General features: G+C 43.8%; 22 protein-coding genes. 18 read left to right on the top strand and 4 right to left on the bottom strand.

What is annotated here, in order from left to right:
• Window positions 1-170 precede the first annotated feature (170 nt).
• Window positions 171-1,172 (top strand): phosphate acetyltransferase, encoded by a 1,002-nt coding sequence (pta, locus tag ACFPU1_RS02115; RefSeq protein ID WP_054636289.1) that lies wholly within the window; start codon window positions 171-173, stop codon window positions 1,170-1,172.
• A gap of 196 nt (window positions 1,173-1,368) precedes the next feature.
• On the top strand, window positions 1,369-2,802 hold the full coding sequence (locus ACFPU1_RS02110) for an ATP-binding protein (RefSeq protein ID WP_385938012.1): 1,434 nt from the start codon (window positions 1,369-1,371) through the stop codon (window positions 2,800-2,802).
• Between the two features lie 96 nt (window positions 2,803-2,898).
• Here ACFPU1_RS02110 and lipL read toward each other — a convergent pair whose 3' ends face one another.
• Entirely contained in the window at window positions 2,899-3,759 is an 861-nt protein-coding gene (gene lipL, locus ACFPU1_RS02105) for an octanoyl-[GcvH]:protein N-octanoyltransferase (protein WP_385938242.1), read from the bottom strand.
• Window positions 3,760-4,012: 253 nt separating this feature from the next.
• Here lipL and ACFPU1_RS02100 point away from each other — a divergent pair, with 253 nt between their 5' ends.
• From ACFPU1_RS02100 to ACFPU1_RS02080, 5 genes are all read left to right on the top strand, one after another.
• Entirely contained in the window at window positions 4,013-4,237 is a 225-nt protein-coding gene (locus tag ACFPU1_RS02100; protein WP_054636317.1) for a DUF1450 domain-containing protein, read from the top strand.
• A 247-nt stretch (window positions 4,238-4,484) separates the two neighbouring features.
• A complete protein-coding gene (locus tag ACFPU1_RS02095) occupies window positions 4,485-5,741 on the top strand; it encodes a dicarboxylate/amino acid:cation symporter (RefSeq protein WP_385938009.1) in 1,257 nt (418 codons plus the stop codon).
• A 212-nt stretch (window positions 5,742-5,953) separates the two neighbouring features.
• On the top strand, window positions 5,954-7,249 hold the full coding sequence (locus tag ACFPU1_RS02090) for an HD domain-containing protein (protein WP_054636295.1): 1,296 nt from the start codon (window positions 5,954-5,956) through the stop codon (window positions 7,247-7,249).
• A 91-nt stretch (window positions 7,250-7,340) separates the two neighbouring features.
• Window positions 7,341-7,841, top strand: a complete 501-nt coding sequence (locus tag ACFPU1_RS02085) for a YwgA family protein (RefSeq protein ID WP_385938006.1) — start codon at window positions 7,341-7,343, stop codon at window positions 7,839-7,841.
• A gap of 255 nt (window positions 7,842-8,096) precedes the next feature.
• On the top strand, window positions 8,097-8,645 hold the full coding sequence (locus tag ACFPU1_RS02080; protein ID WP_385938003.1) for a YwhD family protein: 549 nt from the start codon (window positions 8,097-8,099) through the stop codon (window positions 8,643-8,645).
• A 321-nt stretch (window positions 8,646-8,966) separates the two neighbouring features.
• Here the strand turns inward: ACFPU1_RS02080 and ACFPU1_RS02075 are convergent, their stop codons facing one another.
• On the bottom strand, window positions 8,967-11,063 hold the full coding sequence (locus tag ACFPU1_RS02075; RefSeq protein WP_385938000.1) for a transglycosylase domain-containing protein: 2,097 nt from the start codon (window positions 11,061-11,063) through the stop codon (window positions 8,967-8,969).
• A 352-nt stretch (window positions 11,064-11,415) separates the two neighbouring features.
• On the opposite strand from ACFPU1_RS02075, the gene speE reads away from it, so the two are divergent.
• From speE to ACFPU1_RS02055, 4 genes are all read left to right on the top strand, one after another.
• Window positions 11,416-12,243, top strand: coding sequence for a polyamine aminopropyltransferase (gene speE, locus ACFPU1_RS02070; RefSeq protein ID WP_385937997.1), 828 nt, complete (start codon window positions 11,416-11,418; stop codon window positions 12,241-12,243).
• Window positions 12,244-12,374: 131 nt separating this feature from the next.
• Complete coding sequence (speB, locus tag ACFPU1_RS02065) at window positions 12,375-13,253, top strand: agmatinase (protein WP_385938239.1); 879 nt, start codon at window positions 12,375-12,377, stop codon at window positions 13,251-13,253.
• Window positions 13,254-13,494: 241 nt separating this feature from the next.
• Window positions 13,495-14,712, top strand: a complete 1,218-nt coding sequence (locus ACFPU1_RS02060; RefSeq protein WP_385937994.1) for a CynX/NimT family MFS transporter — start codon at window positions 13,495-13,497, stop codon at window positions 14,710-14,712.
• A 193-nt stretch (window positions 14,713-14,905) separates the two neighbouring features.
• Window positions 14,906-15,094 (top strand): hypothetical protein, encoded by a 189-nt coding sequence (locus ACFPU1_RS02055; RefSeq protein ID WP_385937991.1) that lies wholly within the window; start codon window positions 14,906-14,908, stop codon window positions 15,092-15,094.
• 57 nt (window positions 15,095-15,151) lie between these two features.
• Here ACFPU1_RS02055 and eutB read toward each other — a convergent pair whose 3' ends face one another.
• Window positions 15,152-16,135 (bottom strand): hydroxyectoine utilization dehydratase EutB, encoded by a 984-nt coding sequence (gene eutB / locus ACFPU1_RS02050; protein ID WP_385937988.1) that lies wholly within the window; start codon window positions 16,133-16,135, stop codon window positions 15,152-15,154.
• Between the two features lie 488 nt (window positions 16,136-16,623).
• Between eutB and ACFPU1_RS02045 the strand changes: the two genes are divergently transcribed.
• The 4 genes from ACFPU1_RS02045 to argS all read left to right on the top strand — a co-directional run bounded on the left by ACFPU1_RS02045 (window position 16,624) and on the right by argS (window position 21,370).
• Complete coding sequence (locus ACFPU1_RS02045) at window positions 16,624-17,814, top strand: M24 family metallopeptidase (RefSeq protein ID WP_100400944.1); 1,191 nt, start codon at window positions 16,624-16,626, stop codon at window positions 17,812-17,814.
• A gap of 30 nt (window positions 17,815-17,844) precedes the next feature.
• Window positions 17,845-18,840: a cyclodeaminase gene (locus ACFPU1_RS02040; RefSeq protein WP_385937985.1), complete on the top strand. Its 996-nt coding sequence runs from the start codon at window positions 17,845-17,847 to the stop codon at window positions 18,838-18,840.
• Window positions 18,841-19,259: 419 nt separating this feature from the next.
• A complete protein-coding gene (locus tag ACFPU1_RS02035) occupies window positions 19,260-19,697 on the top strand; it encodes a YwiB family protein (protein WP_385937982.1) in 438 nt (145 codons plus the stop codon).
• A gap of 2 nt (window positions 19,698-19,699) precedes the next feature.
• Window positions 19,700-21,370 carry an arginine--tRNA ligase gene (argS, locus tag ACFPU1_RS02030; RefSeq protein ID WP_385937979.1) on the top strand — a complete coding sequence of 557 codons (1,671 nt, stop codon included), beginning with the start codon at window positions 19,700-19,702 and terminating at the stop codon, window positions 21,368-21,370.
• An 83-nt stretch (window positions 21,371-21,453) separates the two neighbouring features.
• On the opposite strand, the gene ACFPU1_RS02025 is transcribed toward argS, so the two are convergent.
• Window positions 21,454-21,639: a hypothetical protein gene (locus tag ACFPU1_RS02025; protein ID WP_385937976.1), complete on the bottom strand. Its 186-nt coding sequence runs from the start codon at window positions 21,637-21,639 to the stop codon at window positions 21,454-21,456.
• Window positions 21,640-21,774: 135 nt separating this feature from the next.
• On the opposite strand from ACFPU1_RS02025, the gene ACFPU1_RS02020 reads away from it, so the two are divergent.
• From ACFPU1_RS02020 to ACFPU1_RS02010, 3 genes are all read left to right on the top strand, one after another.
• The gene (locus ACFPU1_RS02020) at window positions 21,775-21,951 is read left to right on the top strand and encodes a XapX domain-containing protein (protein WP_385937973.1); all 177 of its coding nucleotides are present in this window, start codon (window positions 21,775-21,777) and stop codon (window positions 21,949-21,951) included.
• Between the two features lie 20 nt (window positions 21,952-21,971).
• Window positions 21,972-22,760: an alpha/beta fold hydrolase gene (locus ACFPU1_RS02015; RefSeq protein ID WP_385937970.1), complete on the top strand. Its 789-nt coding sequence runs from the start codon at window positions 21,972-21,974 to the stop codon at window positions 22,758-22,760.
• 198 nt (window positions 22,761-22,958) lie between these two features.
• Window positions 22,959-24,383 (top strand): spore germination protein, encoded by a 1,425-nt coding sequence (locus ACFPU1_RS02010; RefSeq protein WP_385937967.1) that lies wholly within the window; start codon window positions 22,959-22,961, stop codon window positions 24,381-24,383.
• Window positions 24,384-24,385: the final 2 nt, after the last annotated feature.

Raw genomic sequence — 24,385 nt, 5'->3', positions numbered from 1 at the left:
CCACCCTCGAGTGTCTGAAAGCGCTTAACAATAAGAATGGCAAAAAAAGAAAACCTTTAGAAAATTAATACTTTGATTATTTTATGCAAGTCGGTTTATTTTTAAGAATAAGAGGAGTATCCTAAAGGTTGACTAAATCGTGTTAAGACTTAAACTAGGAGGAATTGCTTGTGAGCGATCTCTTTAATAAAATTAAAACCAAGGTCCAAGAGCATAAACCGGCTATCGTATTTCCAGAAGGAAATGATGAGCGGATTATAAAAGCCGTATCAAAATTACATGAAGATGACATGGTGAAACCAATCGTCGTTGGGGATAAGGAAGAGATTCATGAAAAAGCAGAAGATCTTGGAGTATCTCTTAAAGGCGTACAGATATTTAACCCGAAAACATACGTGAATTTTGATAAGCTTGTTTCTTCTTTCGTAGAGCGGCGCAAGGGAAAAGAAACAGAAGAATCAGCAAGGAAAAAGCTGTTAGATGCGAACTATTTTGGAACAATGCTTGTCTATGAGAATTATGCAGACGGACTGGTAAGTGGTGCTGCCCATTCCACTGGCGACACTGTCCGCCCGGCGTTGCAAATTATCAAAACCAAGCCAGGTATTCAAAGAACATCTGGGGTCTTCATTATGGTAAAAGAAGACAAGCAGTTTGTTTTTGCTGATTGTGCTATTAATATCTCCCCAAATGCAGATGAGCTTGCGGAAATAGCGATTTCTACTGCTGAAACAGCTAAAGCATTTGACATTGACCCTAAAGTGGCAATGTTAAGCTTTTCAACAAAAGGTTCAGCTTCCTCTCAGGAAACGCAAAAGGTTTCCAAAGCAACGAATATGGCACAAGAATCACGTCCTGATCTTGTTATAGATGGCGAGTTCCAATTTGATGCAGCATTTGTACCGGCAGTAGCCCAGAAAAAAGCTCCTGACTCCCCGCTTCAAGGTGAGGCAAACGTCTTTATTTTTCCAAGCCTGGAATCAGGCAACCTTGGCTATAAAATTGCCCAGCGATTGGGAGGATACGATGCAATTGGTCCAATTCTTCAGGGGCTGAACAAACCTGTAAATGATCTATCCCGGGGATGCAGTGTGAATGACGTATACAGCTTGGCTTTGATCACAGCTATGCAGGGAATTATGGAAAAGAAAGTACAAACAACAAGCAATTAATACCAAAGTCTGTCTATTTTACATGGGCAGACTTTTTGTTTCACGTGAAACAAAAAAGATAAACAATAAACTTTATTTATAAATTTCACTATTATTATTTATTTCTAAATATTAAAACTATAGAATAAAGGAAAGGTACGTTTTAGGTGATATCCCTGAATCAGGAATAAACAATAAAGATAATCGGGTGAACACTATGAATGATAAACTGCAAAGAGGTTACGTAAAGGATGCTAACATTTATGAGGACCGTGCATCTTTTCAAAGTAAGGAATTATTAGATAACCGTTTCATCTTAGAACAATTATATTCATTATTAAGTATCGTCCGAAAAAAAGAGGATACGTTTGTCTTTACGTATTGTGGAGGAAAAGCGGATGATGAACTGGACGTCCAGCTGAAGGCCATGGAAAACAAGACTGCAGAAGAAATCTTTCCTTTGCACATTGCCGCTCGTCTGAATGAATACTTAGCGGCCGGCTTTGAAGGGAAAAGAGTGGAGTTTGAGAGTCTTTACCTGGATCGTTATTTTTTTACAATCATACATCCTGTGATTAAAGAGGGAGAGATTACGGAAGTGATCGTGACCTCTCAGGATATAACGAAGCGAAAGCACGGGGAAAGAGAGGAAAGTGAGAAAACAAAATTGTATTTTTCTGTTTTCCATGAAGCCTCAGATGGCATGTCTTTTTTTAACAATGAGGGGGTACACTTTGACGTTAATAAAGCCTTGTGCGAAATCTTTGGAAGAACGAAAGAAAAGGTACAGCAAAAACTAATCAGTTTTTTTACGTATAACAAGGACTGGATAAAGGAACTGAACCGCAAAGGAGAAGTCAAAGGAGAATATGTAATTGAGCATTCTAACGGGTCGGCCCGGATTATTGAATATGTCGCAAAAGCAAACCTGCTTCCTGGCAAACATTTAGCGATTCACCGTGACATTACAAATAGAAAAACGCTTGAAGATCGGTTAATGCAAGCTGAAAAGCTTAAAGTTGTCGGAGAAATGGCAGCAGGTGTAGCTCATGAGCTTAGAAATCCGATGACCTCCCTTAAAGGCTTCCTGCAGCTGATGAGGTATGAAAAAGAAACAAACCCCCATTACATAGATATTACCTTGTCAGAACTACAAAGAATGGAAGAAATTATAACTGACTTTATGACGCTGGCAAAGCCTGCAATAAGCGAAAAGGAAGCAAATAACCTGGTAGAGATTCTTCGTGAAGCTATCGATGTTCTGCAGCCTGAGGCTTCTTTGAGAAATGTGACGGTACAGTCTCATTTGGGAGAGGACTGCTGGATCGAATGCACGCGTAACCAGATGAAACAGGTTTTTATTAATTTAATTAAAAACGGCATGGATGCGATGGAGGATGGCGGCTGTATCACGTTAACAGCTAAAAAGGAAAAGGGAGACATAGTAATCCAGGTAGAGGATGAGGGCTGTGGAATGAATGAAGAAACACTTCAAAGAATAGGGGAGCCTTTTTATACGACAAAAGCAAAAGGAACCGGTTTGGGCCTGATGGTCACCTATAAAATCGTCAATGATCATAATGGGAAGATTGAAGTTGACAGCGAGGAAGGGAAAGGGACCGTCTTTCGACTTCTTTTTCCACTTGGATGACTAAATGAATCTGGCAACAACCATCAGCTCCTGCTTCTTGGCTGCTGCCTTCTTCCGTAAACAAACCAGTTAGAATCAGAATTCCCTGCGTCCTCATTATAAATGATTTGAAATATCTTTATTTCTTTCCAGTGCTTTTTTATTTCTTTCCGTAACGCGCTGGACCTGGTAATCAAAAAGGTGGATCTCCTCATTGGTAAGCTGAGAGGTTTGAAGGTATGCTCCGTTGTTTTGAAAAAAAGTAAGAAGGCGGTAAAGTACATCATTTACAGTGATTTCAGTTCCATACAGTTCAGAGAGGGAAGCCATGACTTCCGGCTTGATTTTTGGCCAGGAAAATTTTGGTTTTCCGCCTGCGACAGCTTTATCATAGAAGTTTTTTAACAAGGCCGCTCTTTCCCCACCGCTTCCTGTCATACATAAATAAATTTGGACAGCAGCCCCACCGCGAATTCTTCTCTGAGATATACCGGCAAATTTCTGTCCGTTGATGCTTAAATCGTAGCTGCCGGGACAATACGATCCTTCGACTTCGTAAGCTTCAATCTTACCTGGAGAATCTGTAAATACTTCTTGAATAAGTTTCCACATCATGTCATAGCCATAGTCGATGGTGAATTTCTTCTTTTCTGTCATAATCAGCGACAAGTTTAGAATGCCCTCATCAAGGACTACCGCTAATCCTCCGGAATTTCTGACTATCACGTCATACCCCTGGTCTTTTAAGTAGTTTATTCCAGCCTGGACCGATGGCAGTCTGCTGTCTTGTATGCCAAGAACAATGGTAGGAGAGTGAACCCAGGCCCGTAAAACGGAAGGCGATTTTCCTTCCCCGGTACTCGTACATAACGTATCATCCATGGCAAATGACTGTAGGGCATTAAACTGAAGGCCTGAGCTTGAATGGTCGATCCACCGCCATGACTGATTACTTATCGCGCTTTCTAGTATATTCATCATTTGGTACCTCGTTTTTATGGATTTCAGGATGCTTCTGTTCTTGCTGCAAAAGAATTTTCTCCTCACTTAGTATAACATGGCGGGGATGAGCAAGGCTTTGTAACAAGAAAGACTTATAAAGGTCAGGTGCTTCTTTTCTTGTGAATGCATAAAATGCTAATATCTTTCATTGCTTTCAATAGACGATGTGGTATACTATAGCATGCAAAATCATTCCGGGAGAATGACTGATGAAAGGATTGGTAGGAACATGGCTAACGAATTTCGTGTATGTGATGACTGCCAGGCCACCAATTTGAAAACATTGCTGCCAAAGCTAAAGAAGCTTGATTCAAAGGCTACAATAGATATTGGCTGTCAATCTTATTGCGGACCTGGCCGGAAAAAGTCTTTTGCGTTCGTAAATAATCGTCCGGTAGCTGCACCTGATGAAGAGCAGCTTCTAGAAAAAGTCCAACGTCGCATGAAATCATAAATAGGCAAGAACGACCTGTCCTTTGGTTGTAAAGGCAGGCCGTTTTTTTGTTAAGTGACAAAGAGGAAAGATTAGGAAATGATTTGTTTTATTAATACCTGTATCCGCATAGCGGTTGTTTGGTAAGGGGTTTGGCTTCAGGCTGCTGAAGTAAGCAATGAAGTTTAAAAATTTTATAAATAAGGAATTTAGGAGTAAGGAAGCAGCCAAGCAAACAGACCCCTCGTTTGAGAGAGGAGATATAGTTATGAGTTTAACGAAAAAAATATTAATTGCACTGGTATTAGGTGTCGTTGTTGGTTTGGGGCTGAATTTTGTTCCTGCTGACGTGTTCGAAGCACTTGATACATATGCTTTGACTCCAGTGGGACAGCTGTTCCTCAACCTTATCATGATGCTCGTAGTGCCCATTGTCTTTATCTCTATTGTTTTAGGGGTAGCGGGATTAAATGACCCGGTACAGCTGGGGAGGATTGGCGTCAAAACGATTGGCTTTTACCTGGCTACGACGGCTATTGCCCTGGTTATCGGTCTGAGTCTGGCGTATATCGTTCAGCCTGGTCAGGAAGGCCTGTTGGAGCAGGCCGGCGGGGAAGAAGAATTCCAACAAGAAGAAGCACCGCCGATTATGGATACGCTTCTGGAAATTATTCCAGATAATCCAATTGAAGCTATGGCAGCCGGAGAAATGCTTCAAATTATTGCTTTTGCCATCTTTATTGGGATTGCCCTTGCGAAACTGGGTAAAAAAACCGAAGGAATTGTCAAACTGTTTGAACAGGGAAACGATATCTTCATGTTCCTCGTAACCCTTGTTATGAAGTTCGCTCCGTATGGAGCGTTTGCCCTGATTGCTTCTGCATTGGGGGATGCAGGACTAGAAGCCTTAGGTTCTATGGTGATGTACATTGTCACTGTTATCGGTGCTCTCCTTATACATGCAGTCTTTACGTACAGCCTGGCCATTGGGTTAATTGGAAAAGGAAACCCGTTAAGCTTTTACAAAGGGTTTTTCCCGGCAATGACGTTAGGTTTCAGTACGTCCAGCTCTGCTGCAGCTTTACCTGTATCAATGAAAACAGCCCAGGAGGCATTGGGTGTAAGAAAGTCGGTCAGTAGTTTTGTGCAGCCTCTGGGAGCAACCATTAACATGGACGGTACTGCCATTATGCAGGCAGTAGCTACAGTGTTTATTGCTCAGGTATATGGTGTTCAGCTCGGCTTTACAGATTTAGTGATGGTCGTGTTAACTGCTACATTGGCAAGTATTGGCACGGCAGGTGTTCCTGGGGTAGGGATGATTATGCTGGCCATGGTATTAAACCAGGTAGGCCTTCCTGTAGAAGGAATCGCGTTAATCATCGGTGTGGACCGTCTCCTCGATATGATCAGAACATCGGTTAATATTACAGGTGATGCAACATGCGCTTATGTTGTTTCAAAATCCGAAGACAGAAAAGAGAATTCTGCCGATATCGAAGCAGCGAAAGACTCCTCCCGCTAATGGAGGAGTCTTTTTTTGGCTGGGGTGCCTGGCACCTCAAGTCTTTGTAACAATTTGCTCACAATAATTATTGATATAAAAGGAAAAGCGTAAGAAACAATGTTACAGCCATCTTCGGTGCCAGGCACCGTAAATGACAGGTTTCCCTATGTTTCGATCTTAGGTATAATGAGGTATAACAAAAAAGACCGAAGGCAAAGGAAGGGTAGGCCATGGGAAAGGGCAACCGAACGTTGAAAGAAGAAAAGGTATTTAAGGACCCGGTGCACCGTTATATCCATGTGCGTGACGAACTCATTTGGGAGCTGGTTGGAACGAAGGAATTTCAGCGTCTGCGTCGTGTCCGTCAGCTTGGGACAACGTACCTCACGTTTCACGGTGCTGAGCACACGCGCTTTAACCACTCACTGGGAGTATATGAAATCATGCGTCGTATTATTGAAGGCTTCGAAGGCAGGCCTCACTGGGATGAAAAAGAAAGGCTCCTTTGTTTATGTGCGGCTCTTCTTCATGATATAGGGCATGGCCCGTTCTCTCATTCGTTTGAAAAAGTATTTCACACGGACCACGAAACATGGACGAGAAAAATCATTGTAGGAGACACCGAAGTCAACCAGGTTCTTAAAAGGATGGGGGATCATTTTCCCCAGCAGGTTGCTGATGTTATTGAAAAAACCTACCCTAACAAGCTGGTAGTCAGCATGATATCAAGTCAGATTGACGCTGACCGCATGGATTATCTCCAGCGGGACGCTTTTTATACAGGAGTAAGCTACGGCCATTTTGATATGGAACGTATCCTTCGGGTAATGAGACCTACGGAAGACCAGGCTGTTGTAAAATATACCGGCATGCACGCAGTGGAAGATTACATAATGAGCCGCTATCAGATGTACTGGCAAGTATACTTTCATCCAGTAACGAGAAGCGCCGAAGTTATTTTAAGTAAAATATTGCGTCGTGTACGTGTTTTATATGATAAAGGCTACAGCTTTAAACAGGAACCCGCCCATTTTAAAGGTTTTTTTAATGAATCCCTCACCTTAGAAGAGTACCTTCGTTTAGATGAATCAGTCGTATTGTTTTACTTTCAAGCCTGGCAGGATGAAGAGGATGCTATACTTAAAGATTTGTGCCAGCGGTTTATGAACCGCCGCTTGTTTAAATACGTGGAATTTGACCAGAACTTTGTCATGAATGAATGGGGCGAACTTCAAGAACTGTTCCGCAAAGCAGAAATTGACCCGGAATACTATCTTGTTATTGATTTTTCCTCTGATCTTCCTTATGATTTTTACCGGCCGGGAGAAGAAGAAGAGCGGATGCCTATTCATTTGTTAATGCCAAACGGGAAGCTTAGAGAGTTATCGAGGGAATCAGATGTAGTCGAAGCCATATCAGGAAAAAAAAGAACGGATCACAAGCTGTATTTTCCTGTGGATCTTCTGGAGACAAAAGGCCATGAGAAGGAAAAGCAACGAATTAAAGAAATTTTGTTAGAAACATAAGAGGAAGGTTTCGCAGGCGAAACAGTAGGAAATAGAAGTGACAAGTATAGATGGCAGAAATGAATTATCTGGGCAGAGGAGGCGCTTGCCAGTGCTGACTGAACACGCGAAAGTAATGGCGTTATTAAAAGACGCAGGAGAAGTCGTAGGACGTAAAAAGCTGCAAAAGATGGTATACATCAGCAAAAAATTGAAGCTCCCTTTTCAAGAGAGATACAATTTCCATATGTTTGGCCCGTACTCTGAAGAACTGACCTTGAGAGTGGAGGAGCTGAGTAATCTGGGATTTGTAAAAGAGGTCAAGGAAAAGAAAGCCGGCTATTACCAATACCGTTATGCCCTTACAGAAGACGGAGAAACATTTTTAAAGAAATTTCCTTTAGAATGGCCCAATGAAAAGGCAAAAGGGATGGTAGAAAGCATGAATACCCATCCTTCAAAGTTTTTGGAGCTTGTATCTACGATTCTTTATTTTGACGACCTTCCTAAGGCAGAAGTAAAGGAAAAGGTGTTTACGTTAAAGAAAAAGCAGAATTATTCTGAAGAGGATATAGAAGAAGCATATAATTATATACATTCATTGAAACATTAAGTATTTTTTGTAATTGCCTGTGGTAATCTGACAGGGAAGACACCCGGGCTGATACTTACTATTACCGCCTGCTGATACAGCGGGCGGTTTTCTAATAGAAGAAGAGGGAAAAAGCCTCCTCTCAGTGGAGGAAAAGCGCCAGAAGGAGTGGAAGTCATTTACAATCATTTTCCTTCGAGTGGTAGAAAGCAGAACTATTATGATAAACTAAACATTAACTCAAGAAGAAAAAGGCTGTTGAAAGGAGTTATATATATGGACCTTTTCGATAAAAAGAAGAACGAAGAAATAAAGAAGATGGGCGGCCGAAGAGGCGGCGGATTTAATATTTTAAGCAGTGATTCCACGGATGGTCATGGCGGGTACGGAGCCGGGACGTTAAACTTAAATAATATTTCACCGATCATTGTCGATCCTGAGGGTGGAGATGCATTTGTGGATATGGGAGCTCTTCATGCTCGTTCTGAGATTGAAAAACGCATTAAGTTTTTAAAGAATAAAGAAGAAGTGCCAAATGGCCGTCTGTACTGGCTTGTGTGGGTGACCGTAGACCACCGTGATGGCAAGCCGTATTACGCCGGGGTAGCAGCGTGTGAAATGACAGTTGATAAAGAGATTCGCCGAGGTTACAAGAGCCTTCCGGAACATGTAAATAACATGGACAGGTCGTTAAAAAGAAAACTTGTTGTCGATAAGATGGACGATAAGTCAAAGCAAATATTAGCCGAGTTTCTGCAAAGTCATAGTGAAGAGATGTGGAAAAATAGTGATGAAGACCTCCACCAGGCTCTGAGTACAACCTGATTTCGGCAGAAACAACGTGAAAAACCTGTGACCACTCATGAGAAAAGTCACAGGTTTTTTTTAATAGGTAGTATTTATATAACCAGTTCTTTACCAAACATATAGGCCTGGTTTTGTCCATCCCCCAATTATGCAAACTATGAACGATTTTTGAACAGATGGACTACCTGGTTGTTCTTTTGGAAAAATATAAGTAAACTAGCATTACACACACACGCAATATAGCTAGGACACTAAAACGTGTAAGGGTTTCCGAATCCTTGCACGTTTTAGTTTTATTACAAATATTACAGCTTTACCCAGGGTGCCAGGCACCTAAATTTATTCACCAAACCAGTTGATAAAGCGGTCGAAGAATTTTTCTTTTTGTTCAGGCAGTTCATCCTCAAGCTGCCCTTCCGGCTTGTCATTATCATCTTCCTCGAGCTCTTCGGTACAGGACTTAATTGGTTCTGTTCCTTCAAGGAAAGCAACTTTTCGCGAGGGGCCGCATGCTTCAGCTCCTAAAAGGCCGGTCTCAAGGTCAATGTCTGCCTCGATGACATCAGGCGGCCTTGAGAAAGAGAGTTTCAGCTCTTCGGCTAGCCCTTCATTCATTGTCCGCGCCCAGATTCGCTTTGCAAACTGTCCTTCATCTCCGTGGTGAAGGGAGCGGTTATCATCATACCCGACCCAGACCCCTGTAAGAAGCTGGGGTGAAAAGCCCACCATCCAGCTGTCTGCTGGTGTAGATCCGCTTTTTCCTGCAATGGGTCTGTTAATCATGTGCGCGACGGATCTCCCCGTTACTGTTGTATAGGTATCCATGTCTGGATCAAACATGCCAGTCATTAAATCGGTCATAATGTAAGCTAAAGAAGGATCAAACACTTCCACTTTCTCCGTTTCCGTTTCCAGAATCACGTTCCCTTCTCCATCTGTCACTTTTTCAATTAAATAAGGATCAATCCGGTAACCGCCGTTTGCAAAAGGACTGTAACTGCCAGTCAGTTCAAGGAGGTTTACGTTTTCTGTCCCCAGCGCAAGAGATGGAATGGGAGAAAGAGGACTATCAATCCCTGCTTTTTTGGCCGTTTCCATCAATGCTTCGGGACCAAGAAATAAATGGGATTTCACAGCAAATATGTTATCAGAGACAGCTAAAGCTTCAGCCATCGTAATAAAATCATCGGCATAACGATTTCCAAAGTTTCCTGGCGAGTATTCATCTTCCCCGTCGTTAAACGGAAACGTACTCTCTTCGCTCACAAAAGAAGTGGTTGGGGTAAACCCGTTCTCAAGAGCCGCATAGTACAAAAAGGGTTTAAAGGTAGACCCTGGAGGGCGCATAGCCTGCGTCGCCCGGTTAAAGGCGGATTGTTCATAGTTTTTCCCTCCAACCATCGCTTTGACAGCTCCTGAGCGGGGATCTATGGATACAAGTGACCCTTGAATTTCCGTATCAGCAGGCAGTTCAATCGCCAGCTGGTTCTCAGCTTTTTCCTGAAGCACAGGATCCAGAGTGGTATAGATTTGAAGTCCTCCTTCTTCCACAAGCTGAGGGTCGAGCTCATATTCATCAACAAGAAGCTGCCTTACATAATCCTGAAAAAACGGGCCAGTACGGCCATCTGTTACTGTTGCACTGTCTACAAGAGGGAGTGCTTCTTGTTCCGCTTCCTCTCTCTGAGTTCCTGTGATCATTCCTGTTTCTTCCATGGCGGCAAGCACGGTTCTCTGCCGGGATTCCGCTCGTTCAGGTTCCAGAAACGGTGAGTAATAGGTAGGGCCTTTTGGGATGGCAGCAAGCATGGCGGCCTCTCCTAACGTTAGGTTTACAGCCGATTTATTAAAATAGAGTCTTGAGGCCGCTTCTATTCCGTAGGCTCCGTGGCCGTAATAGATCGTATTTACATACCCTTCCAAAATGTCTTCCTTGTCGTAGTGCATTTCCAGACGGAGGGCGTAAAGAGCTTCCTCAATCTTTCTTGACCACGTTTTATCATGAGAAAGAAAGAGGTTTCTTGCATACTGCTGTGTAATCGTACTGGCTCCTTGTGCCTTTGAGCCAGATTTTATGTTAGCTGCCACAGCGGCTCCGATTCTTGTAAAATCAAACCCTTTGTGGCTGTAAAATCTGCGATCTTCAATAGCAAGAGTAGCATCAATAAGGTCAGGCGAAATTTCTTCAACGTTCACCCAGTATCGCTGCTGTCCCCCCTGGCTCTCTCCGATGATGGAACCGTCTTCCCCGTAAAATACTGTCGTCTGGTCTACCTGCAGAGGAGGAGCTCCTGCTCCTAAGGAGTAAAGCACAACCAACAGTGCTCCTCCCATGGCAAAAATGCCTGCCAATAATGTGAGACGAAATCCCATACGAATAAATCCCGGCCGTTTCTTCTGAAGACGCTGCCTTCTTTTTCTTGTTACGACATCCATGCCATTACACCTCTTTTCCTTACAGGAAGAATTAGATAACAGACTCTCTGTTTGATAGAATCTATTTCTAGTTTTGGTTTTTTGAAAGAATTTTAAACAAGGAGTGAAAAATAACCTTGCATTCTCTGCCTTCCTGCGGGTATAACAAAAAGAGGGTTCAACCATTGCTTTTAATAAGGCTTTATTCCAGACAGGAACTACAGGCGGCTAGTGAGGGAACTCACTTACCCTGGATGCTAATTTCCGGGCCGGGGTCTGAGTGGGATCCTTTGCGTCAGTATAAGGCTAAGAACGGGTGAAGACCTGGAAGGAAAGCGGGAAAGAACCTATTTTAAGTTTGAGGTGATCTGCAGTGGAATTTTGGTTTACGGAGAAACAAACAGATAAATTTGGTATTACAGCGAAAGTGAAACGAACGCTCCATACAGAAAAAACAGACTATCAACAGCTCGATGTTGTAGAGACGGAAGAGTTTGGGAATATGCTGCTTCTTGACGGAATGGTGATGACCACGGAAAGAGATGAGTTTGTTTACCATGAAATGGTCACCCATGTACCTTTGTTTACTCACCCAGAACCTAAAAGTGTTCTTGTGGTTGGCGGTGGAGATGGAGGAGCGATCAGAGAGGTACTGAAGCACCCATCTGTCGAAAAAGCCACGTTAGTGGAGATTGACGGCAAAGTCATCGAGTACTCGAAAAAGTACCTGCCAACGATTGCTGGGGCACTGGATGATGAGCGCGTAGAGGTAAAAGTTGGAGATGGGTTTATGCACATTGCAGAAAGCGAAAATGAGTACGATGTGATCATGGTCGACTCAACAGAACCGGTGGGACCGGCTGTGAAACTGTTTGAAAAAGGGTTTTACGAAGGTATTTACAAAGCGCTTAAAGAAGATGGAATCTTTGTGGCGCAAACAGATAACCCATGGTTCCAAAGTGAACTTGTGAAAAATGTCTACTCTGATGTTAAAGAAATCTTCCAGGTTACAAGCTTGTATACATGTAATATCCCTACCTATCCAAGTGGCTTGTGGACATTTACCATCGGGTCTAAAAAACATGATCCGTTGAATGTGCCCGAGGAGCGATTCCACCACATTGAAACCAAGTACTATACAAAAGAGCTTCATACAGCAGCCTTTGCCTTGCCTAAATTCGTCACCGACCTCATCAAGTAGGGTGCCTGGCACCCAGCCTGGTTGTAACAAGTTTGTCATAAAGCTTCAGGGGGAATCGTTGTCCTGCAAGGATTTCACCTGAAATAACACAATGGGGTGCCAGGCACCACAATACAAAGGGGGAAGTTATCATCAGGAATTTTGATCAAGCCTACTCTGGAAAAGTATTTATCGCCAGTTCTCCTTCTTATGAAGAAAGTGATATCGTATTGTACGGTATGCCGATGGACTGGACGGTCAGCTTTCGGCCGGGATCCCGTTTTGGGCCAGGGAAGATTCGCGAAGCTTCCATTGGTCTTGAGGAATACAGTCCATATTTAGACAGGCATTTAGAAGATGTTGCCTATCACGACGCAGGCGACCTTCTGCTTCCCTTTGGAAATCCACAAAAAAGTCTTGATATGATTGAGCAGACGATAGACATGTTTTTGAAGGATGGAAAGTTTCCAATTGGTCTGGGAGGAGAGCATCTTGTCACATGGCCGATTATTAAGGCAATGTCCCGTAAGTATGAAAATCTTGCCGTGATCCACATTGATGCCCACACTGATTTGCGAACAGATTATGAAGGCGAAGAGCTTTCTCATTCTACACCAATCCGAAAGGCTTGCGAGTGGCTGGGACCGGAAAATGTATACTCCTTCGGTATTCGTTCTGGAGAAAGGGAGGAGTTTGAATACGCCAGTACATCAGGAATGCACTTCCACCGGTTTAACGTAGCTGATCCTTTAAAACAGGAGCTGCCTAACCTGGAAGGAAGGCCCGTGTATGTCACAATTGATATTGATGTACTTGATCCGGCCTACGCACCTGGAACAGGGACTGCAGAAGCGGGAGGCATTACATCTAAAGAGCTCCTGGAGGCCATTCATTTTATTGCACGGTCAGAGGCGAACGTGGTAGGGGCAGACCTAGTAGAAGTAGCACCGGCTTATGACGCAAGTGAAAAAACACAAATTGCTGCCGCTAAATTTATAAGAGAAATGATTTTGGGCTGGCCGCAAAAATAACAATCAAAGGGGGCTCTCTTTCTTAGTTGAAAGAAGTCTCCTTTTTCATGCCATCATAAAAAGGGGACGCCATAGGCAAATAAAAATCATGAACCGGTATACACCGTCCATGTAAGAAACTTCTTCAGACAAGCGGAAAGATTTATGAGTAAGCACTATTTTTCATAACGTGATAGAGTAATAGAAGCAAGGCTTTCATAGTTTTGTCAGAAGAAAAAGTGTTAGTACAGGAGTATTACGTATGAATAATCATTCTTTAGTATTTGAAAAAGGGATGACTGCAAACAAAGTGATCCTGATCCTTGGTATTCTTTTTGTATCTTTTAATCTGCGCCCGGCTATTACTGCTGTAGGCCCGGTAGTAAGCGCAATCAGGGCTGATCTTCATATTACAAATGGACAAGCTGGTTTCATTACGACTCTGCCGCTTCTTTCTTTTGCGGTGTTTTCTTTTATTGCTCCTAAGCTGGGATATCGCTTTGGAAGTGAAGCCATGATATTTGCAGGCATGCTGGCTTTACTTGCCGGTATTCTTATCAGGTCCACGGGAGTATTGTCTGCTTTATTTATTGGAACAGCTCTTGTCGGTGTGGGCATTGCTCTGGCAAACGTATTGCTCCCAAGCATTATAAAAAACAGGTACCCTGCTAAAATCGGTCTGATGACCGGTGTGTACACTGCGTCAATGTCTATTTTCGCAGCGCTTGGCTCCGGGTTTACCATCACGTTAGCGGACGGATTTCAATTAGGCTGGCAGCATTCTCTGATGTTCTGGGGAATTCTTGCCCTGGCTGCACTTATCCTATGGTATCCCCAGCTTCATCAGTCATCAGGAAACCAGGCTGATGTAAAAAGAAAAGCTCAAGCCGTTCCTGGAAGTAATATTTGGCGCTCGGCTATTGCCTGGCAGGTCACTCTTTTTATGGGCTTTCAATCCTTTCTTTTTTACTGCATGATTGCCTGGCTGCCTGAAATTTTAAGCGGAGCCGGGCTGCCCCTGGCAACAGCAGGGTGGCTTGTCTCTATCATGCAGCTTGCTGGTATCCCGATGGCCTTTTTTATCCCTGTGCTCGCAGGGCGCCTTGAAAATCAAAAAGGACTGATATGGCTTATCGGGGCTCTTTATATGGCAGGTCTCAGTGGCTTACTAACAGGCGGCAGTGTGGCGCTTATTACCATAAGTGTGATGCTGATTGGTCTTGGACAGGGATCTTCAATCAGCCTGGCTCTGACATTGCTTGGGCTGCGGGCAGCAAATCCGAAAGAATCAGCTGAGCTTTCGGGAATGGCCCAGTCTCTTGGCTATGCTTTTGCCGCTACCGGGCCGGTGTTGATAGGATTTTTCCTTGATATGACAGGTTCTCCTTTTGTTCCATTGTTTATTTTTGTTGGGATTGTAATCGTCATGGTGGTCGCAGGGCTTGGCGCAGGGAGAAACAAAACAATCTTTCAAGTGTAGAGAGGCTTTCTTTAAAAAGGGAGCTTCTTTTTTTAAATTAAAGGCATGTACTATTAATTTTGTCTTAAAAGTTAAAAGATTAAAATTAAATAAAAAGGGAATAGGGAATAATAGGAAATAAAAAACCTTAAGAGATGGTCAGGATCCTCTCTTACATAATGGTTGTATTCTGACTGAAAAAAGGAGGATAGCAATGAAAGATCAGCTTCAATATAAGGTTGTGGCTTACAATGATCAAGGAGAGGAATTCAGCGTTTCTCCAAGTCATTTAGAACAGGATGCGATTTTTACAACGAAAGAGGAAGCAGAAAGGGCTTGTGCCGACATGAAATCAGCATTGCCAGACGATTACACGATAAAAATAAAAGAAATAGGAATGTGAAAGAAGCCATTGCTCGGAAGCAATGGCTTCTTTTATTACAATAGTGTTACAACCCCGCTAGGTGCCAGGCACCGTGATATAGGGGTGGACGGCTTTATAATGGTCCTTGACTCCAACGTTGTTTCCCGTGACTAAAATAACTGTCGGCCCGGTCGGCTGGACGGTTCCGGCAAGCAAAGCCCCCACTCCGACGGCCGCTGCGCCTTCTACTACCAGCCGGTGTTTTTCATAAAGATAAGCCATCCCTTTTGCGATAATATCCTCAGGCAGCCGGAACCTTTGATCGACATACTGCTCCACACATCTGTACGTGTATTTATTGTTCTGTCCGATGCCTCCAAGCAGGCTGTCAGCATAAGTAGGGTGTTCCGGAATAACAACAGGCTTTCCGGCAAGGAGGCTTTCATCCATTGCAGCTCCCTTTTCTACACAAAGCCCGATCACTTGGGTATCAGGAGCGGTTTCCTTCATCACCATTCCAACACCAGACAGAAGTCCGCCGCCGGACAGTCCGCCCATAACGGTCGTGACCTGTGGCAGTTCCTCGAGTATCTCAAGGCCAATGGTCCCTTGCCCGGCAATGATGTCCGGATGGTCAAAAGGTGGGATGACCGTTAACCCTTCCTCATCCCGAAGACGGTAGCAGGCAGCCTCCGCGTCGTCCTGTCCCTTTCCTTCAATATGAAGTTCAGCACCGCTTTCTTTTAATGCTTCCACTTTCGATGGGGGCACATTTTCAGAAATACAGATGACAGCTCGAAGTCCTAAGCAAGAAGCTGCAAACGCCACAGCAAACCCGTGATTTCCCGTGGAAAAGGTTGTCACCCCCGTGGCTTTTTCCTCTTCGCTTAGATTGTTGATCATATTTGTCGCCCCTCTAAGCTTAAAAGAGCCTGTCGGGTGAAGCTGCTCCAATTTTAAGAAGACAGGGACGTCCAGTCGTTTTGATAAAGGCAATGAATAAAGAAGGGGAGTAGAAGAAACCGTGCTTTGAATTCGCTCCTTTGCTTCCCACACGTGCCTTACAGTTAGATCCTTCATCCAATTCCTCCTGCCCTTAGGTTCTTACTTAATGTTTTTCTGTTTTAAAAAAGAAAATCCTCTCCCTGAACCAAAAAGGTTTCTTTTCCTGTGAAGATGCCGTTTAAGTCAGCCATTACATCCGCAGTTCATTTCCCGCCCAAAAGCTCGTCCAAACTTTTTTAAAAAGTAATCATGCTTTCCATTCCTTACATAATATATTGAAAAGTATAAAGCTATTCCTCCCGGCTCATAAAAACCAGCTGGGCAGGCTGCTGCATGGAAAGAAAAGCAGAAAGCCGTAAGCTGCTGACCATTGATGACTGTTTGTAAAAGAAAGGAAAGCAGGCTGCCGGCAGCAGGGGAAAGTAAAAGTAAAACAGACTGAAGGGGAATCTTCTCCTGAAATAGATAGTAAAAAGAGCTTACTTTGCAGGGATGATGGTTGTCTGCAGCTCTTTTCTTAAGGTTTTAACGTGAACGACAAAGGAGGCAGCCGAATGCGATCAATGACAGCCTTTCCAAAACAAGAATATGACGAGCGATTGATCAAAGTGAAAGAGGAAATGGAACGAGCAGGGGTGGAGCTGCTGTTAATTAGTGATCCGGCCAATATGAACTACATTACCGGGTATGATGGCTGGTCTTTTTATGTATCACAAATGGTAATGATTTTTATTGATGAACCGGAGCCTTACTGGTTTGGAAGGGGCCAGGATGTAAATGGGGCCAAGGCGACCACGTGGCTTCCTGAAAGTCATTTGCTTTCCTACGGGGACGAATTTGTGCATGCCAAAACCAAGCATCCCATGGATGAAGCGGGACGGTGGCTCAAAAGCAAAGGAAAGCATGCGAAAAGAATCGGAGTAGAACTGGACGCATATTATTTTTCTGCTAAAGCTATGAATCATTTAGAGCAAGCACTTCCTGATGCGGCATTTGCTGATACAACAAACCTGGTTAACTATGTGCGAATGATTAAATCAGACAGGGAAATTACTTTTATGAAAAGAGCGGCTGCTATTGCCGAGGAAGCGATGAATGAAGGAATTCGTGCCATTCAGGAAGGAACAAGAACCTGTGACATTGCAGCAGCTATTTCTTCGGCGCAAATTCGGGGAGCAAACGGAATAGGGGGCGATTACCCGGCCATTGTTCCTCTGATCCCTGCGGGAGAGCTCACCTTTGCTCCCCATTTGACGTGGACAGACGAACCGCTGAAAAAGGGAGAGCCTATCATCATTGAACTTGCAGGCTGCTACCGTCGCTATCATGCGCCCCTTGCAAGAACGGTCGTACTGGGCAAACCGGATGCCGAGCTGCAAAGGCTGGCTTATGCAGTGACAGAAGGCATTGAAAACACCCTCGATTCCATCCGTCCAGGGTTAACATGTGAGGAGATCGAAGGAGTCTGGAGGAATACGATCTCAAAGCATGGATTTAATAAGGATTCCCGTATTGGCTACTCCATCGGTGTCAACTACCCGCCAGACTGGGGAGAGCACACGGCGTCAATACGACCGGGCGATCATACAATTCTTCAGCCCAATATGGCTTTTCACCTCATTCCAGGTATTTGGCTAGACAATATGGGGGTAGAGATAAGTGAGTCCTTTATTGTGACTGATAAAGGGTGTGAAACCTTAGTAGATTATCCTCGTTCTCTCATTGTTCAGCCAGGTTTTTCAACGGCAATCTAGAAGTATGGTAGAAAGCTGTGAAAAGGAGTGATGGGCTTGTATATTTTTTCAGAGAAAGATATTCGGGACATTGTAAAGGTAGACAAGAAGGCATTGTCCCTGATCGAAGAAGGCTTTAAACGATTCGAAGAGGGAGAGGTGACTCTCCCGCCTATTTTACGGGTGGACATTCCTGAAAACAACGGCGAAGTCGATGTGAAGACCGCTTATATTAAAGGAATGGACAAGTTTGCTTTAAAAATATCTTCAGGCTTCTTTGATAATTACAAAATCGGTCTTCCCAGCTTGAGCGGCATGATGCTGCTCTTTAGCACAGAAACCGGTGTGCCGGAAGCTGTTCTTCAGGATAACGGCTATTTAACAGATGTCAGAACAGCAGTAGCAGGAGCCATGGCAGCCAAATATATGGCAAAGGATGAAATTGATACGGTAGGGGTGATTGGCACAGGCACCCAGGCCCGCTATCAAATAAAAGCGCTCAGTCTGGTGCGTAATTTTAAGCGGATCGTTGTTTATGGACGAACTCCAGAGCATGTTGAAAAGTATAAAAGAGACATGGAGGAAGAATTTAAAATCCCTGTGGTAGCCGTAGAAAATCCAGAAGAAGCAGTATCCAAGAGCGATATTCTAATTACAACCACCCCAGCTAAAGAACCCATCATTCAAGCAGAGTGGATAAAGCCGGGGTTGCATATTACCGCTATGGGCTCAGATGCAGAAGAGAAAAATGAGCTTCATCCAGAGGTTTTGAAAAAAGCAGACCTCTTAAGCTGTGATGTGGTAAACCAGGTGTTTACGTTCGGTGAACATCACCACGCGAAAGAGGCAGGGCTGGTTTCTGAAGAGGACTCAATCATTGAGCTTGGGGCACTGGCCGCTGGGAACAAAAAAGGAAGAACAAGTGATGAACAGATAACGGTGACTGATTTAACGGGAACGGGGGTACAGGACACAGCAATTGCTGTATATGGTTATGACCGCCTCCGAGAGCAGGAAAAAGGTGTATGGTTTGGGGAAAACGAATAAAGGAAACAAAAGCGGGACAGCCCATCAAGGCTCCCGCTTTTTGCATGGAGCCTGAAGGATAAACCAGAGGATTATAGGATAGTCGATCCTCCCTTCTAACAGGCATACGGCCGCTCTCCTGTGATAAAAGGTTGATACTGTGTATTAGTCAGACATATGGTATCATAGTCGTTACCATCACCTTTCTAAAAGGATCTTCCCATCAAGAAGACGAACATAGTTATTTATGCCTTGCCATACATAGGTTGTCCTTTTCTAACATAGAGTGTACAAATGTTTTTTTTATTTCACACATCTGAGGATGAAGAAGGCCGGCAGAAAATGGCGCTCCTTAAAGGAAGTTTTAAAAAGGAGTGAGGCTCCCCTTGCATGACAAGGTGGGAATCGCTACACTTTTAAAAAGAAAGGTGAGAAAAGACATGCCTATTAATGCAAAAACACCGATTTATGTAGAAATGACAACAAATATAAGCCAAGAAGGGCAAAAGGACCAAATAAATTTAGAGGCGGCAGGAGAGCTGTACCGCAAAAATGATTTTATTTATGTGACCTTTACGGAAACCCTTGAGGATATCGGTGAAGTGAATACGCTGTTAAAGGTTGGAGACGAGCAGATCACGGTCATTCGTAAAGGAGCTGTTTCCATGAGACAGCCTTTCTTTCTTGGCGAAGTGACCTCTGGAAGCTATGAAACCCCTTTTGGCAAACTTGCGACAGAAGCGAATACGGATCAAGTATCTATCCAATGGTCTGACGATGGAAACAAGGGAGATATTTCGTTTGGATACGACCTGACGCTCCAAGGGTCAGCAGCAGGAAGATATGATGTGAAGATTTCGATTGAGGAGGAGACGTAAGAATGAACATAGCAGAGCAAATGAAGGAGCGGCTCAAAGAAGAAATCATAGCAGCCGTTGAAAAAGCAGGGCTCGCCAGTAAAGAAGAGATCCCTGAAGTTATTTTAGAAACACCTAAAGAAAAAGAACATGGGGACTTTGCAACAAACATGGCAATGCAGCTGGCCCGCATTGCCAAAAAAGCTCCCCGTCAAATTGCAGAGGAACTAACGGCACAGCTTGATAAAGAAAAGGCCTCTATTGAGAAGGTAGACATTGCCGGTCCTGGATTTATTAACTTCTTTTTAGATAACGGCTATTTAAGAGATTTAATACCAACGGTTATTCAAGCCGGTGAAGAGTACGGCCAAACAAACAGCGGAGAAAACAAAAAGGTACAGGTCGAGTTTGTCTCTGCTAATCCTACCGGGAATCTTCACTTAGGACATGCCCGTGGTGCAGCTGTAGGAGATACGCTGTGTAATATCCTTGATAAAGCGGGTTATGAAGTGACACGTGAATATTATATTAATGATGCGGGAAATCAGATTCAAAACCTGGCTCTTTCTGTGCAGGCTCGTTATTTGCAGGCGATTGGGGAAGACGTGGATATGCCTGAAGACGGGTACCGGGGCGCTGACATTGAAGGCTTTGGCCGGGAGCTTGCCGAAGAGCACGGCGAGAAGCTAAAGGATCTCTCTGAGGGAGACCAGCTTTCTTTTTTCCGTGCGTATGGTCTTAAGAGAGAAATAGACAAGCTGAAGAAAGATTTAGCCGACTTTGGTGTTGAATTTGATGTGTGGTATTCCGAAACCTCTCTTTACGAAAATGGCAATGTAGAGGACACACTGGAGCTTTTGAAATCCAAAGGAGAAACCTTTGAAGAAGAGGGGGCTGTGTGGTTTAAATCCACGGAGTACGGAGACGACAAGGACCGTGTGCTGGTAAAAAGCGATGGAACATACACGTACTTAATGCCCGACATTGCGTATCACCGTGATAAGTATGAGCGGGGCTTTGAGAAAGTCATTAACATCTGGGGTGCAGACCATCATGGCTACATACCAAGAATGCGTGCTGCAGTGCAGGCACTGGGTTATGACAAAGAGCAGCTTGAAGTGCAAATTATACAAATGGTCAGCCTTTACCAAAATGGTGAAAAGGTAAAAATGAGCAAGCGGACAGGAAAAGCTGTTACGTTACGAGATCTTATGGAGGAAGTCGGCATTGATGCGACCAGGTATTTCTTTGCTATGAGAAGTGCAGACAGCCATCTTGATTTTGATATGGATCTCGCTGTATCCAGCTCAAACGAAAACCCTGTGTATTACGTTCAGTATGCCCATGCGAGACTATGCAGTATTTTCCGCCAGGCTGAGGAAAAAGGAATCAATCTTGATGTAGATGCTGACCTTGCTCCCGTTAACACAGAAAAAGAATTCGATCTACTTAAGAAGATAGGTGAGTTTCCGGAAGTGATTGCATGGTCAGCCGATAAATATGCTCCCCACCGGATCACAAACTACCTTCATGAGCTCTCTTCTGCCTTCCACAGCTTTTACAACGCAGAACGGGTGATTGATGCAGAGAACCCTGAGCAGACCAAAGCACGCCTGGTTCTGGCCAAAGCTGTCCAGACCACGCTTCAAAATGGAATGAAGCTTATCGGCGTATCTGCGCCTGAAAAAATGTAATAAACGCAGCAAGGTTTTTAATAAGAAAAGCAGGGAATATAACAAAAGGGAGCCTCAGGCTGAGGCTCCCTTTCCCATGGGTGTTAACTGACTTCATTTTTTAAGAGGACGATCCTGTTATAAGGAAACTCCTCTTCTTTCCCTTCAAGAGGAAAATCAATGAATTCAGCCACAATTGTCCGGTCGTATTCAGCAATGACTTTCATTTCTTCGCCATCATAGTAGACGGTTTGACCGGTCTCAAATAGTTTAGGCTTTTCTTCTGCCATAGTATCACCTGCTAATAAGTTCGTTAGCTTTGTTATTTCACGTTTACGTGAAATTTAAACTAACTCCTTAGAATAAAAATTTATCAGGATAGTAAATCCTTTAGAGTAAATCATAGTAACAAGGATGTGATTGAGATGCAAGAGGTTATTTATGCCTTACTTACAGGAGCGGTAGTGGGTTTTTTATTTGCGCTCCTTCGCCTGCCCATACCTGCACCCCCTGCTTTTGCCGGAATTATGGGTATCGTAGGAATTTTTCTGGGGTATAAGATCTTTCAGTGGATTCTCCCTCTTTTTAATGGGGGAGCATAAAAGCAGAGGTGAAATAGACGATGCCGTATTTTCATTCGAATGGAGCAGATCTATACTACGAAAGCACCGGGAGCGGCCCCCCTCTCATGTTTCTTCATCCGCCTGCGATGGGAGCAGCAGCTTTTTATACCCAGCGGGAGGAGCTGAGTGATCAATTTCAGGTCATTACTTTCGATGCCAGGGGTCATGGGAAGAGCGGAGACGGAGGCAGGAATGATCTTTTGATTGCTGAATGGGCCGAGGACATGGCAGCACTTGCGGACCACCTGGGAGTGAGCCAAATCATCCCATGCGGCTATTCAAGCGGAGCAAACCCAGCTCTGGAGTTTGCGATATCTTACCCGGAACGAACAGCCGGCTTGATTCTTATCAGCGGATATCCTGAAGTCAGCACGAACATTCTTGATAAGCAGATTAAAATCGGAATATGGGGAATGAAAAAGGATCTTAGAGGGATGCTGGCCAAATGGCTTGCTGTCTCTCACACAGGGAACAAAAAACATCAACGCTTTATTGAGAAAACAGCCAAAGCAAGCAATCCGGTTTTGTTAAAAAACCTCTATGCCAATAGCTTGTATTACCAGTGTACCGAGCAGCTTCCCAAGATAAAGTGCCCTGTCGCTGCTATCTATGGAGCAAACGATTATTACATCCACTACTATCAGTATTTGTTTTACAAGTACGTGAGAAACATTCAACTGATTCATATCCAGGGCATTGCTCATCAGATTCCAACGAAAAAACCGAAAGAGCTTCATGGAATTATCCGAAGCTTTGTTGCACAGCATCATTTGAGTTCTATTACCTGAAAATTTATTTGTAGACTCGTCTTCAAGCAGCTTCTTTTCAACCAGAAAGGAAGCTGTTTTTATTTTGCAGCAAACAGGCAGTACCAGTACTTTGGAAATCATTCTTCCTTTCGGCGATATGTTTCTTCTCGATAACGAATGAATACGAAAGAGTGGAGCATAATGAGAAGAAGGATCAGGGTTTGGAGGTGAAGAGATGTGAAGCGGTCACTATTACATCCAAAATCTACTCAAGAACAAGAGAACAGCTCTCCTTCTTTAAAAGAAGTGCTTCGTCACTTCGAACGATGTGACGACTTGATTGAACGAAAGACTCCAGATGCTGATACTACTGTTCTTTATTTCAATCACCTTGTAGAAGAAGACAAGCTTGAGAGAAATCTTCTTGGCCCTCTCCGGGAAAAGAAAGAAGCAGACATCAATGAGCTGTTTATTGAAGAACAATCAGCTGTTGGGAAAAAGACGGCTGAAGTGGTTGATGGCATCCTTAGTGGAGAGGCGGCAGTGTTCTGGAAAAATCAAACCTTTTTAATAGATGTATACGGGCCTGAAAGCCGCACTGTTCAATCAAGTGAAACGGAGACAGTCGTTTCCGGTCCTCACGACGCCTTTGTAGAAACCTTAGGGACAAACCTTTCTCTTATTAGAAGAAGAATTAAATCGTTTGACTTGAAGATCGAATTTTTTCAGGCAGGAACAGTGACAAAAACAGATGTGGCCCTTCTTTACATGAAAGGAAGAGCCGAAGAGGAAACAGTAGAGGAAATGAAAAAAAGAATTACCAGCGTGAAAATGGATGCCCTTTTTGAAAGTACGATGCTGGCTCAGTATATAGATGATCACCCAAACTCCTTGTTTCCCCAGTTTTTGACGACAGAGCGACCAGATCTGATTTCTTCCAAGCTCGTTGATGGAAAAGTAGTAGCCATGGTTGATGGCAGTCCGTCTGCATTGATGACACCTACTAGTTTCTTTGAGTTTTTTGCCTCCCCTGATGACTTTTATCAGCGCTGGATATTAAGTTCAGCAACCAGGCTCCTTCGTTTAGTGGCGTTTTTGATTACACTTACGTTTACTGCCTTTTATGTTGCTGTAATCACGTACCACTACGAGCTTATCCCGGAAGATCTTCTCTTACAGATTGCCTCCTCAAGAGCACAGGTTCCTTTTCCTCCCCTCGTTGAAGCACTGATGATGGAGTTTACCATTGAGCTGCTAAGAGAAGCAGGGGCCCGTCTTCCTACTAAAATCGGCCAGACAATCGGCATCGTGGGAGGGATTGTCATCGGACAGGCTGCTGTGCAGGCAGGCATTGCGAGCGGCATCCTTCTTGTGACGGTGGCGATTTCTGCGATTGCTTCCTTTGTGATACCAAGTTATTTGATGAGCACAGCGATCAGGGTTATTCGTTTTGGGTTAATTATTCTTGCGGGCTTTTTAGGACATTTCGGCCTCGTAGCAGGATTGGTCTTTATTCTTATTCACCTGGCAAGCTTACGTAATGTTAGAACATCATATATGGTTCCTTTAACGCCTTTGGTACTTAGAGATATGCTTTTTACCTTTATACGAGGGCCATATTGGGCCCGGCCAAAGGGAGCTAAAGAGAAATATATTAAATAAGT

This window comes from Thalassorhabdus alkalitolerans, assembly GCF_042656525.1.
GTDB lineage: Bacteria > Bacillota > Bacilli > Bacillales > Marinococcaceae > Thalassorhabdus > Thalassorhabdus alkalitolerans.
The sequence above is the reverse complement of the archived record's forward strand: the minus strand, read 5'-3'. Positions and strand labels throughout refer to the sequence as shown.

Bases quoted from the DNA above. Each gene is read 5' to 3' on its own strand.
- ACFPU1_RS02110 (WP_385938012.1), top strand. From the start codon at position 1,369: ATGAATGATAAACTGCAAAGAGGTTACGTAAAGGATGCTAACATTTAT.
- lipL (WP_385938242.1), bottom strand. From the start codon at position 3,759: ATGAATATACTAGAAAGCGCGATAAGTAATCAGTCATGGCGGTGGATC.
- ACFPU1_RS02100 (WP_054636317.1), top strand. From the start codon at position 4,013: ATGGCTAACGAATTTCGTGTATGTGATGACTGCCAGGCCACCAATTTG.
- ACFPU1_RS02095 (WP_385938009.1), top strand. From the start codon at position 4,485: ATGAGTTTAACGAAAAAAATATTAATTGCACTGGTATTAGGTGTCGTT.
- ACFPU1_RS02090 (WP_054636295.1), top strand. From the start codon at position 5,954: ATGGGAAAGGGCAACCGAACGTTGAAAGAAGAAAAGGTATTTAAGGAC.
- ACFPU1_RS02080 (WP_385938003.1), top strand. From the start codon at position 8,097: ATGGACCTTTTCGATAAAAAGAAGAACGAAGAAATAAAGAAGATGGGC.
- ACFPU1_RS02075 (WP_385938000.1), bottom strand. From the start codon at position 11,063: ATGGATGTCGTAACAAGAAAAAGAAGGCAGCGTCTTCAGAAGAAACGG.
- ACFPU1_RS02060 (WP_385937994.1), top strand. From the start codon at position 13,495: ATGAATAATCATTCTTTAGTATTTGAAAAAGGGATGACTGCAAACAAA.
- ACFPU1_RS02055 (WP_385937991.1), top strand. From the start codon at position 14,906: ATGAAAGATCAGCTTCAATATAAGGTTGTGGCTTACAATGATCAAGGA.
- eutB (WP_385937988.1), bottom strand. From the start codon at position 16,135: ATGAAGGATCTAACTGTAAGGCACGTGTGGGAAGCAAAGGAGCGAATT.
- ACFPU1_RS02045 (WP_100400944.1), top strand. From the start codon at position 16,624: ATGACAGCCTTTCCAAAACAAGAATATGACGAGCGATTGATCAAAGTG.
- ACFPU1_RS02040 (WP_385937985.1), top strand. From the start codon at position 17,845: ATGGGCTTGTATATTTTTTCAGAGAAAGATATTCGGGACATTGTAAAG.
- ACFPU1_RS02035 (WP_385937982.1), top strand. From the start codon at position 19,260: ATGCCTATTAATGCAAAAACACCGATTTATGTAGAAATGACAACAAAT.
- argS (WP_385937979.1), top strand. From the start codon at position 19,700: ATGAACATAGCAGAGCAAATGAAGGAGCGGCTCAAAGAAGAAATCATA.
- ACFPU1_RS02025 (WP_385937976.1), bottom strand. From the start codon at position 21,639: ATGGCAGAAGAAAAGCCTAAACTATTTGAGACCGGTCAAACCGTCTAC.
- ACFPU1_RS02020 (WP_385937973.1), top strand. From the start codon at position 21,775: ATGCAAGAGGTTATTTATGCCTTACTTACAGGAGCGGTAGTGGGTTTT.
- ACFPU1_RS02015 (WP_385937970.1), top strand. From the start codon at position 21,972: ATGCCGTATTTTCATTCGAATGGAGCAGATCTATACTACGAAAGCACC.